Source organism: Streptomyces sp. NPDC060184 (assembly GCF_042728795.1).
Classification (GTDB): Bacteria; Actinomycetota; Actinomycetes; order Streptomycetales; family Streptomycetaceae; genus Streptomyces.
Genome location: NZ_JBHWYX010000008.1, coordinates 128,183 through 140,647, shown reverse-complemented (window position 1 = coordinate 140,647; position 12,465 = coordinate 128,183). Strand labels below are relative to the sequence as shown.

At 75.4% G+C, this 12,465-nt stretch carries 3 protein-coding genes (1 of these 3 running past the window's edge); all 3 read left to right on the top strand.

The window, feature by feature from the left end; all coding sequences use genetic code 11:
• Positions 1 to 456, top strand: coding sequence for a YbaB/EbfC family nucleoid-associated protein (locus tag ACFWEE_RS07935; RefSeq protein WP_386887389.1), 456 nt, complete (start codon positions 1 to 3; stop codon positions 454 to 456).
• A 108-nt stretch (positions 457 to 564) separates the two neighbouring features.
• On the top strand, positions 565 to 915 hold the full coding sequence (locus ACFWEE_RS07930) for a hypothetical protein (RefSeq protein WP_386887387.1): 351 nt from the start codon (positions 565 to 567) through the stop codon (positions 913 to 915).
• Positions 915 to 12,465: the 5' end (the start) of a hypothetical protein gene (locus ACFWEE_RS07925; protein WP_386887386.1), read on the top strand. 22,157 nt of this gene lie beyond the right edge of the window; only the first 11,551 of its 33,708 coding nucleotides appear in the window; its start codon is at positions 915 to 917; its stop codon lies off the right edge, out of view. Before ACFWEE_RS07930 ends, ACFWEE_RS07925 begins: the two co-directional genes overlap by 1 nt.

Here is a 12,465-nt window from a genome sequence, read left to right as displayed (position 1 = left end):
GTGTCCACGCCGTTCGACGAACAGATCGAGCAACTGCAGGAGACCTACCGGACGCAGTTGGCGCAGATCGACACCATGCAGCGCCGGATGCGCGAGGTGTCCGGCACGGCGACCGCCAAGGCACGGGCCATGAAGGCGACCGTCGGCCCGCAGGGCGAGCTGACCGCGGTCGAGTTCCCGACCGGCGCCTACCGCCGGCTGACGCCGAAGGAGCTGGCGGACCTGGTGCTCTCCACCGTCCAGGAGGCGCGGGCGAAGGCAACCGCCGAACTGGCACAGGTCATGGCACCGCATCTGCCCGAGGGACTGGACGCCGAACACCTGCTGCGGGGCACGGCCGACGTGAGACGGCTCATGCCGCCGGAACCGGCCATGTCCGAAGCGGTACGGCAGTACGTGGAGCAGGGTCGCATCGCCCCGGACTCCGCGGACGGGCCGAAGATCGCGCACCACTGACCCCCGGTTTTTCCCACGCCCCACTGACCCCGGTCCCGCCCCACGCCCCACATCGCGCCCCCGGTGGACGCGGTGCTCGTACCGACCCCGCCCGAGGAGTGAGCGCACATGCCGCAGGTCACCCGTGTCGACACCGAGGGGCTGCAGAAGGGCGCGGACCTGCTGGGACCGCTCGGCGAACGCCTCCTGGTGTTCGTCCAGGGCACGCTCCGTGAGCTGAACTCGACGGCGCCGGAGGGGAACGACAAGTTCGGCCGTCAGTTCGCGGCGAAACGCGACCCGTTGGCCGCCGAGCTCGGAGAGGGCCTGGAATCCCTGAGCAGGCTCATCACCTCCATCGGGGACGGGCTCAACTCCATGGTCGCCGTCTTCGACGGCGCCGAGCGGAATGCCTCCACCCTGACCGCGCGCCTGAACTCCCAGCTGAACGAGGGCGGCAACGGCGGGGGTCGCCGGTAGTGGCAGGTGCTCCCGAGCCGCTCCGCTGGGCGGCCTACCTCACCGGCACGGAACTGCCCGAGGCGGACCCCGCCGGGCTGCGCCGCCAGGGAGAGATCTGGGCGGATCTGGGCCGAAGGGTCCAGAGCATGGTGAGTGAGGTCAACGCCGCCAACGCCCAGGTCCAGGGGCACATCACGGGTGATCCCGCCGAGGCGTTCACCGACTACGTGCGGCAGTTGAACACCACCCTGCCCGGGTTGGCGCAGGCCGCGGAGAACATGCAGATCATGCATGACGACTTCGCCCTCCAGGTGGAGCACGCCACCAACCTGGTGATCGCGATGCTCTCGTGGATGCTGGTCGAGCTCGCGTTCCTGGCGAACTCGCTGTTCGGCCTGGCCGCCGTGCCGGCGCTGATCACCGGCGTACGCGCGGTGATCATGGCGATCCTGCGGCGTCTGCTGCTCTCGACGGCGGTCGGCGCCGGGATGATGACCGGCCTGGAGACGCTGCTCCAGGCGATCGAGATCCTGGAGGGCCACCGCAAGAAGCTCGACCCGAACGCCATCAAGGACATGGCGGTCGGCGGTGCGATCGGTGGCGCGGCCTTCGGTGCCCTGTCCGGACTCGGCCGAGTGGTGGCGCCCCGCGCGTCGAACTCGCTGATCGGCAGAACCCTGATCGGCGGCACGGCGGGCGTCGTCGGCGGCGCGGCGGCGAACGCCGCGATCGGTGGGGAGATGGACCTGGGACTGGCGTTCCTCGGCGGAGCGGCGGGCGCCGCCCTGGGGACGCCGGGCACGGGCGGCGGGACCCGCGGGAAGGACCCGGCCGCCGCCGTCCCCGACGTGGCGAACCTGGTCAAAGCGCCGGACGACTCGACGTTCACGGGTCCCGGGGGACCGAAGGGCGGGTCGGCCGTCGATCCGCTGACGGTCGCCACCGGCGAAACCTCCGGGCCCGGCACCACGGGCACCGCCGGAGGCACGACCGGTGCTCCTCGCAGCGGCACGGCGGCGGGTGCGGCCGACCCCGGCCCCCCGCCCGTCATCGGCACGACGGGCGGGGGCACCCGAGCGTCCGAGGGGGAGGCAGCTCCGAGTACGCGCACGCGTGCGGTCGCGGGCCCGGACGAGCGCTCCGGTACGGGCCCCGGTGAGGACGGACGTACGGCAACGGGGCCGACGGCGGCCGAGAACGAGGGGACGCCACCTTTGTCCGCGACACGGGCCGGTGACGGCGCCCCCGCCGGTACGCCCGAGGCGCGCCCCGGTGCCGTGACCGCAGCCGGCGACGGCGCCGGGACCACACGGCCGGCGGGCGACGGACTGCCGGGCTTCACAGCGGCGCCCCGCGCCTCGGCCGGACCGGAGACCGTGACCGCCGCGACGGACGGCGGAGCCGCAGCGGGGACCCCCGACCGCGCGCGGCCCGTCGTGGCCCGAGGGCCCGAGGCCGGGCCGACCGCGGTGGCCAGGGGGCCGGAGACCGGGACCACCGCGCCCGGAAGCCTGGACGAAGGCGCCGCCGCGGTCAGGGCCCCGGAGCCCGGAGCAGCCTCGACCGCCTCGACCACGGGCCCGGGAGACGCGACCGTCCCGGCGCGACCCACGGAGCCGGGGGCCACCGTGAACCGCGGCGGCGAGTCGGCGCCGCCCGCCCCCGTGTCCGCGCCGGTCACCGTCTCCGCGCGCCCCGACACCGTGGCCTCCGCGCCGGTCACCGTCTCCGCGCGCCCCGACACCGTGGCCTCCACACCGGCCACCACCTCCGCGCACCGGGTCGGGGCCGACGCGGCGCCGGTCCGGTCCGCCGGCCCGGACCCCGTGGTGGCGGTGCGCGAGAACACCGCCCCACCGGCGGTCGGACCGGCGACGAACACGGCCGGCCTCGGGCGTCCCGACGCACCGGCCGCCACCGGACGGCAGGACGCCACCGCGCCCGCGCCCGGTACGGCACCGCCCAGGCAGCCGGGTGCGGCCCAGCCGGGTCCGTCCACCGCCACGGTCACCCGCGCGAGCGCGCCCCGTACCGAGGCACCGGCCCCCCGGACCACCACCCCGGCCGCCCCGGCCCCCGGGACGGCGCGCGGCGACGGGGGACCGGAGAGCCGGACACCGCCCACGGGTGCGCCGGAGGGCGCCCCGGCGCACCGGACCGGGACCGCCGAAGCCGGCGCGGACGGTGCGCCGCTCCCGCGTACCTCCGACGACACGCCTCCCGGGCGGGGGGAAGACGGAAGCGCGAGCGACCCGGCCTCCCACGACGAGAGCGCACGTCCCCGCGACGAGGCCGACGGGAGTGCACGTCCCCGCGACGACGCCGACGAGAACGCACGTCCCCGCGACGAGGCCGACGGGAGTGCACGTCCCCGCGACGACGCCGACGACGGCGCGCCCCCACCGAGCGGCAGGCCCGAGGACGCCGCGTCGGCCGAGCCCTCTCCCCCCGGGACGGCGGAGACCGCCCGCACCGGCGGGTCCTACGCCTTCCGGGACGACGACCCGCTGCTCGGCGCGACCTGGCGCCGGGCCCAGGACGAGGTGACCGACCGCTACCGCTTCCGCTTCGAGGTCGAGGAAATGGCGGAGCGGCGGGTGGCGGAGGCGTTCGCCGCGTACCTGGACGACCCGAACCCCGTTCACCGCCTTCCCGAACGGGCGCTCCCGGACGAGGAATCGGCCGAGGACGTCCGGGCGCTTCGGACGTCCTCGGCACCGCCCCGCGTGGAACGCGCCGCCGAGGACGGCCCCTTCGTTCTGGCCGACCCCTCCGACGCGCGGTTCCGCGTGGTGCAGTCCGAGACCCGGGACGCCTTCCTGGTGCTCGGCAACGACCGTGAACTCCCGCCGGCCGTGAGGGCGGAGGCGCAAGCGCGGCGCCAGGAGGTGAAGAGCTGGTTCGACGCGCGCTGGGAACCCGACGCGGAGGCGTACCAGCGGGGGGACATCTCCCTCGCGGAGTTCCGCTCGCGGTTCGACGAGCTGTCCGCCGGGCTGCGCGACGACTTCGAGATCAAGTCCGCGGTGCGCCTGGCGCGGGAGTCCGCCCGGGAGACGTTCGAGGAGTTCGAGACGCGGCTGCGGGACGAGGGCATGTCGGCGCCCCCCGGCGGGCTCCGGGCCGCGCGGTACCTGACGGCCCTGTCGGAGCTGCCGAGGTCGGCGGTGGCGCGCGCCCGTGAGGCGTTCGCCGACGACGTGGTGGCGGAGGTGAACCGGCTCGCCGAGCAACAGCGGTCCGCAGGCGACGGCACCCGTGCCGAACCGCTCGACTGGCCGCGGCTGCACGACGACCTGCGTGCCGAAACACGGGACCTGGCGCGGGGTCTGCGGGCCCGTCTGGAGCTGGAGGTCACCGCCGAACGCATCTTCGACCGCGCCGTCGGGGCGGCCCGGGTGGAGGAGCGTCTGACGCGGGGCGCCGAGGACGGGATCGCCACGGTCGAGCGGATCGGCCTGTGGACGGACCGGGCCCGCCAGGACTTCCGTACCGACTTCGAGAGCGTCACCCGTGTGCTGCCGGGCGGCGACGGCCCGCCCACCCGGCGGATGCCCTTCGAGCAGTGGGTGGAGCGGCGCGAGGCCCTGGCGCCGGGGATGGACGATCTGGCCGCCCGCTGGGAGGCGCGGCTGCGGGCCACGGCGGCCGAGGAAGCCCGGCGCGCCCAGGCCGACAGGCGGGTCGAGGCCGCTCACGCCAGGTGGATGCGGTCCACCGGCCGGGAGCGGATCGAGGCCGAGACGGTGGACACCGCCGCGGTGGCCGCCGCCCACGGCGCGGAACTGACCGCCCGGGGCGAGGAGTTCCTGGCCGGTCGGGAGCGACGGGACCTGACCCCCGAGGACTGGAAGTCGTACGCCTTCCGGATGCGGCGGGCCCACGCCCGGCTCCTCGACGAACTGCCGACGCGCTTCGAGTACCAAGTCGCCCTGGAGCGAGCCCTGCAGGGGGCGGAGGTGCGTTTCGACCGGCTGGGCGCCGACGGGGTGCATGCCGAGCGCGCCCGCGAGCAGCTGCGGCAGGACGTCACCCGGGACTTCGGCGAGCTGGCGGGCCGGGCCGGGAACGGCACCTGGAAGCCGAAGCGGGTGGCGGCCGGGGAGGCCGCCTTCTTCCACCGGTATCTGCCGTCGCTGGAACGGTCGATGCCGCACCGGCTGCGGCTGGAGTACGGACTGGAAAGGGCGTTGACCGAGGGCGGCGAGCAGTTCGCCCGGCTGACCACCCGGCGCGGTGAGCTGACCGAACGCGCCGAGTACCGGTACGACGTCGAGGAGGCCACCCGGGACCGGCTGGGCGAAGGGTTCCGCGGGGACTGGGTGCGCCGCTACCACGACGTCTACGGCCCCGACGCGCGTGACATGGACGGCTGGCTGGCGCGCGAGCGGGAGGACGGCGACACCTTCGGCAGCACGGTCCGCTCCGAGTGGGACGCCCTGCGCGAGGAGATCGAGCAGGCGGACCGGCGGCGCGGGGAGGCGGCGGCAGCCGTCGAGCGCGAACGAGCCGAGCGGGAGGGCAGGGAGCGGCGGCAGCAGATGGCCGCCAACTTCGACTCCCTGCTCAGCAGGGACGTTTCGCTGCGCGACTTCGTGAGGGACGCCGGGGCGGCCCCCGGCGAGATCCGCACGGCGCGCGTGCGCGCGGAGTACGAACAGGACGTGGCGGCACTCGGGTCGGGCTTCGCCCGGGAGTGGGCCGACCTCCCGCGCTCCGTCCCCCGGGAGGATCTGCCCGGAGCCCGCACCCGGCTGATCGACAGGACGCGGCAGGCGTGGAACGACCTCGCCGACGCGGCCCGGAAGGAGGACGGCGCGTACCGGGCCTGGGAGAGCGACCCGGCCCGGGTCCTGGACCTGGCGCGGTGGGAGATCGACCGCGCCCCCTATCGGGAGGACACCCGCCCCGGTGGCCTCCTGGGCCCCTCGGACCGGGGCTCGGACGGTGCCGCGCAGCTCCAGGCCCAGGCGTTGGCGGCCCGCCCGGAGCGGGCACCGGAGGACCTGCGGGCCGCCGTCGGGAGCAGGGACCACGCCTACACCGTTTTCGGCGAACGGTTCTCCGCCTTCCGTGAGCTGGCCGGCTCCGAGGCGGTGGAGCGGGTCGCGGACGTGCGGGAGAGGTTCGCCGACGCCTGGGGGCAGGACCGTGCCACTGCGGCACCGGCCGAGCTGACACCCGCCCGCGTCGACGCGCTCCGGGAGCTGGACGCCGGGCTCGTGTCTGCCCGGGAGGCCGTCACCGCACGGGAGGCGGCCCGCGAGGTCTTCCACCGCGAGGTCGCCACCGTGGTGCCCGCCGCTCTCGCGAGCGCCGACGGCTTCCTCACCTCGGCGCCCGCGGCCGGCCTGGCGGCCCGGTTCCAGGACCTGGTGGCCGACGGGGCGACGACCGGGGCGCGGGCGCTCCGTACGGAGACGGTGCGGGAGTTCCGGCAGCGGTACGCCGACGCCCACGCGGCCTGGACGGCGGACCGCGAGGCGCACGCCGCCTTCGACCGCGCGCTCCACGACCGGACCGGCCGGAGCCCGCACGGCGGATTCGCGTACCAGCAACGACTGGGCACGCTCGCCGAGCGCAACTGGTACGAGCGGCAGCTCGACGTCCTGCGTCAGGAGTACGCCGCCGAACGGGCCCTGGCGCAGGCCGCCGAGGACGCCGAGGAGCGCCAGGAGCGGCTGCGGCGACTGGACGAGAACGTCCGCCGGGCCGCGGCGCACCAGCGCCGACTGGCACCGGAGGCCGTGGAGCGGACGCGCCGGTTCTCCGAACACGCCGACCGGTTCCGTGCCGACCGCGCCTGGGGAGAGGCGGTGCGCGGCTGGTACGAACAGCAGCGCCTGGCCCTCCACGCACCGGTGGTCGAACGGCTCGGCCGGTACGGTCCCGAGGCGCGCGAAGCCGCGGTGGCGAGGTACGACGCGCAGGTCCAGGCACTGTGGCAGGTGGCTGAGGCCCGGCACCGCGCCGAACTCGACCGTGTCGCGCTGTTCGCGGACGAACCCCGGGGCACCGTACGGATGGAGAACGCGGAGACCGTCCGGTGGGCCCGGACCCAGGTCGAGAGCCTGCGCGAGGAGCACGTCCGTACCGTCGAAGCCGCTCGGGCCGCCGCCTCGACGGCCGGGCTCGTCGCACCCCCGGCGTACGCCGACGCCGACGACTGGCGGACCCCTGCCTGGCAGGACGCCCAGCGGACCCTGCACCAGCGGTACGCCGAGCTGCTGGCACGGTCGGACACGGCCGAAGGCGTGGACAGAGCCGATGCCGATGCCGATGCCGGAGAGCAGGGGGAGGGCGTCCCCGGCACGCCTGCCAAAGACCCCGTCGACGCCGCCACCTTCGACGAGGCGTTCCGCGGGTGGGCGCGGGACAAGACCTCCGTGCTGACCGGGGAAGAGCTGACCGCCGTCCGCGAGCAGGTCCGCACGGAGCGCACCCGGCTCTCCGCCGTCGCCTCCGACACCGCGGCGGCCGTCCGGACGGTCCAGGACGCCTTCACCGTGGCGGCGGTCCGGCAGCGGGGACTCGACCACGCGCAGGCCGCGTTCGAGCGCACGTTCCGCACCTGGTGGCAGGAGACGTTCGACGCCTCCGCGCGCGGGCTGACGGACGGGTCCGGGACGTCCTTCGAGCCGGACCCGGAGACGGCCGGAGCGGTCCACGACCGGCTCGCCGCCGAATTCCACGACCGGGTGGGCCGGCTGGTGGACCGTTCCTTCACGGGCATCGACCCGGAACGCGCCCTCGACCAGACGGTGCGGCAGGCGGTTCGCGACCTGCGCGACATGATCGCGCCGCTGCCCAACGAGTTCGACCGGCGGCTCCACCTCCTCCTGCTCGACCCCGCCTTCGAGGCGGCGGTCGCCTCGTTCCCCGGCCACCGGGGTGCCGGACGCGCCACGGCCCTGACCGCGACCGAGGACGCCCCGGTCGCCGCCCACGAGCAGTTGCTGTCCGCGTTCGCGGCCGAGGGCACCCCCGTCTCCGAACCGGGGCGGGCCCGGGTGCTCCGCGACGCCCGGAGCGCGCTGAACGACGTCTTCGACCGGTTCGAACGGTCCGGCGCGGACACCAACGACCTGGCCGCGTCGATCGACAGGCGGACCAGGCTGGACGCGGTGCTGCGCGGTCTGCCGCTGCGGCTGGCCGAGCAGGCGGTCCGGGAACACCAGATCGTGCGCGTCCGGCAGGACGCGCGGGAAGCCGTGGCCTCCTGGGCGGAAGCCGGTCCCCGTACGGACGCGGCGTTCCTCGGCCGCTTCCCGGTGGACTTCGGCGCACCCGACCAGGAGCTCGCCACCGAACTGGGCGTGACGATGGCCGTCGTCGTCAACCAGCGACTCGATCAGGCACTGGCCCGGACGGAGGGGCTCGGTCCGCGGGAGCGGGCGGACCGCTGGCAGGAGGCGTACCGGCAACTGACGGCCCCCGAGCGGCTGCACACCTGGCTGACCGTGCGGCACGCCCGCGACCGGATCGGTGCGATCGCCGACGGACTCCTGGCCGCGCACCTTCCCCGGTGGCCTGAGTCCCACGGCGACCGGCCCCTCGGCGAAGCCGACACCGCTCGCCTCCGTACCGGCCTGGAGGAGCGCCTGCGGTCGGCGTTCGACGTCCTCCACCCCCGCCACACCTTCGTCCTCGACGACGAAGACGCCCTCGGGCGCAGGTGGGACGCCGTCCTGGCCGCGGAGGCCCAGGCACTCCCCGCGCACGTCGCCTTCGAGTCCACCGTCGGCACCGCGCTGCGCGGGGCCGCCCGCTCCTTCGAGGCGCTGCGGGGCGACCACGAGATCACGGACGACCGGTTCACCGCTCTCGGCGGCGACTTCCGCCGCGACTTCCTCGACGCCTACGAGACGCTGTGGGCGCCGCAGAAGCTCCCCTCCGCCTGGGCCGACCACGATGCCGCCCACTCCGACCCCTTCACCACCGGCCTGGCCGACGCCCGCCTGGACGCCCTGGACCCGGAGGGAAGCCGCGGAGCCGTGCGGACGGCGGACGAGTGGGAGGCCGGGCTCCGCCGGACCTACGAGGAGCCCGTCTTCCGGGAGCTCTGGCACCGCGCGACCGGGCTGCTCGATCCCGGACTGCTCATCGGCCGCGACCCGGAGACGGCCGCCCTCCGCGAAGCGCAGCACCAGGCGCTGTTCCGTGTGATGGACCACCTCGGCCGGGAGGGGGACGAGCGGGGGGCGCGCGAACTGGCCCGGGTGCTGGTGGAGCGGACGCCGGGGATCGGCTCCCCGCGGTCCGGGGTCAGGGGTGGAGCGGGACCCCGCGCCGGGGGGAGCGGCGCGGGCCGGGTCCCGTTGGGGCCCGGGGGGCTGGACACGGCCCTGGACGACCCGTACCCGTACTGGCCGGATCCGGCGACGGACCAGGTGCTTCCGGGCCGTCCGGACCCGGCGACGGAGGAGGCGTTTGCGGGCCGTTCGGATCCGGCGACGGACGAGGTGGGGGCGTATCCGCTGGACCTGTTCCCGGGCGACGTACTCCTGGGTCTGGGTCTGCCCGACCCGCTGTGGTTCCCGCCCGAGGGGACCGGCGTGGCTTTCGACGGTGTCGGTGCCTGGCCGGTGGACGGACTCGACGCGTCCGGTGGCCTGCCGACCGGGTACGCCGATCCTGGTCCGGTCGACCTGAGCTTCCTCGCCGACCTGGACTTTCTCTCCGATCCGCAGTTCGCGCCGGATCCGGACTTCCAGCCGCAGCTGGACCTCATGCTGGGCCTCGGCCCGCTGCCGGACCTGGGCCTCCTGGCGGATACGACGGCGGTCCAGCAGGCTTTGGCCCAGGAGTCGACGGGGGACATGCAGCGCCGTCTCCGGTCGAGGTTCGGTCCGCTCTTCCCGGACCTGTGGGAGCAGGCCACGGACGTGCTCCGCCCGGCGGTGGAGCTCGGCCCGGAGGCGGAGGCGTTCGCCCTGCGGCAGGCGCAGATGCGGGCGTTGGGCCGGATCGTGGAGGTGCTCGGCGGCACCACGGACGATCCGCGGGGAGACGCCCTGACGCTGGCGGACACGCTCGCGGCACAGACGCCCGGCATGCGGTCCGAGGACCCCCGGGACGACTGGTCGCATCGCGCGCGGCCCGCCGAACAGCCGCAGCCGCAGGCCGATCCTGGGCCGCAGCCCGGGGCGGCCGTGCCCGACCCGCCCGGCGACACCTGGGAGCAGCGGGTGTGGCGCGCGAGGCCGTGGCGGACCGAGCCCACCGCCCGGCAGGCCGGGGAATCGCACCCGGGAGCACGGCTGACGGAGGCGCAGCAGGCCCACCTCTTCACGTTGCTGAACACGCGCGAGCGGGTTCTCGACGAGATCCTGACGTTCGGCTCGGTCGCCGACTGGGCCTCCCGTTCCGCGCGCGTGCCGATCGACGTGGCCGAGGTGGAGCGACTGCACCGGGAGTACGTCGGCTCCTGGCCCGAGCCTCCGGTGCGCCGCGGTGTCGTCGGGCTGTCGGCACCCATGACGGTCGCGGCGTGGGAACACTTCCGGGCGAGGGGCCATCTGGAGGTGGGCGGCGGCCACCGCACGGTGTTCCGCGGGAAGACGGTGAGGCTGGGCAGGTACCTCCGCGAGACACTGCGTCGGAAGGACGCGTTGGCCAGACTCTCCCAAGCCCGTGTGGACTGGTGGGAATCGGTCGGCATGCGGTGGTCGACCGACGCCATGCTCGACGCCGTGCGGGCCCACCTCGACGGCCGGACACTGACCGCGGCGCCGCCGGACGAGGAGATCCGTGCCGTGCGGGTGCCCGGCCTGCAGGCCACGGTCGACCTGGTGCACTGGCGGGAGACGCTTCGGCACCTGCTGGTGCTGAGGGACGAGCCCCGGATCCGCGAAGCACTGGGCGAGGCGTGGGCGGAAGCGTTCTTCGCGGGACGGCCCCCGCACACGGCCGAGGAGCCCGTCGTCGGCGTTTCGGCGCCCGGCGGGCCGAGCGTGGACCCCGCCCGGCCCGCGACGCCGCCTCCGGCACCGATGGAGGACCTGTTCGGCCCGAGCCCCGAGCCGACCCCGGCCCCGGAGCCCGCACGGCTGACGCCCGGCGGGCCGAGGGCGCCGATCGACGTGGACGCGTTCGAACCTCCCGACGCGGAGGCGATCCAGCCGTGGCGGGCACGGTCGTGGCGGTCTCCGGCGCGCCCGCAGCCCTTCGCACGCCCTGCCTGGCGCACGTATCCGACGCCGACCCAGCGAGAAGGGCTCTTCCAGCATCTGCGGGGCGCCGGGAAGGACGTGACCTTCGGGACCGTCGCCGACTGGCTGCACCGCACCTACCGCGTCCGGCTGGACGAGGAGCAGCTGGAGCGGCTCCAGTGGGAGCACCGGCTCGCGCGCACGGAGCGGTCCGCCTCCCGTAGCGGACGGTCCCGCAGGGCCGCCAGGACCTCCGCCCCGGGACCTGTTCCCGACACCTCGCGGGAAGCGGGCCCCTCGACGTCCGGCGCCGGCCGGAGCGGCGAGGGCGCACACCTCGGTCCGGAGATGGACGGGGACGTCGCACCTGGGTCCGCGTTCGCGCAGGGCGTGGGCGGGGACCTGGTGGACCGTCTGCGGGCCGCGTCCGGCTTGGAGACCCTGAAGAGCCGGTGGACGCACGCCATGGTCCTGCTCCGGCCGGCCGTGCTGATCGGTACGGAAGCGGAGACGGCCGCGCTGCGGGAGGCCCAGCGGCACGCCGGGTTCCGGATCATGGAGGTGCTGGGCCGGTCCGACGGTCCGCCCTGGACCAGGGCCCTGGTGGAGAAGGACGCCGAGGACCTGGCGGACGAGCTCGCCGCGGCGACGCCCGGCATCCGCTCCGAGCAGCCGGCGCTGCGGGCAGGCGCTCCGCACGGGGCTCCGGACTCCGCAGCCCGGCCGGCCCCCGACGTCCAGCTCCTGGGCGACGCGGCCCGGGAAGCGGTCCGGGCCGCCTCCCGGGGCGGGGAGCGGTCCGCGGTTCCGGCCGACGCCCTGGCCGCCTTCCTGAACAGGTCCGCCGCCCGCACCTGGCACGAGGACTGGCCGGCCGCGGACCTCGCGCGGATGGCCGCCGCCGACGCGACCTGGGTGGCCCCCGGGCACATGGAGCTCGTCGACGCGCTCATGCACCCGGCCCACCTGCACGTGGTGAAGGCGATCGTCCGCCGCCCGGAGCTCGGAACGATCCTCCAGGCGCGTCCCCAGCACCTGGACGTGCTGTCCGGCTCCGGTGAGCTGCTGCGGAGACTGGGCGCGCTGGACTCCATGACCCTCGCCGCGTACGCGCTCGGCCCGAGCCATCTGGACGCGAAGCTGGCTCCTTCGGCGGACGGCAAGCGCGAGTTGGTCGAGGCGATCGAGAACAGGTCTCCCGACGCGGCGCACCTGCTCGACGCCGTCGAAGTGGCGACCGTCCTCAACGGCCGGACCTCCCACATCCTCGCCGTCTCGTCCTCCGAGACCGTCGCCGACCTCGTGGCCCTCCTCCCCGATCTGGCCGCCGCGGTACTGGCCGGCACGGCCGAGAGCGCACGGTCCTTCGCCCGCGAGGAGACGCTGACCTCCGCCCTCTTCGCCCGGGTGGAGGCCG

What these genes read in the sequence shown, in the direction of transcription:
- ACFWEE_RS07930 (WP_386887387.1), top strand. Translation starts at nt 565, where the DNA reads ATGCCGCAGGTCACCCGTGTCGACACCGAGGGGCTGCAGAAGGGCGCG.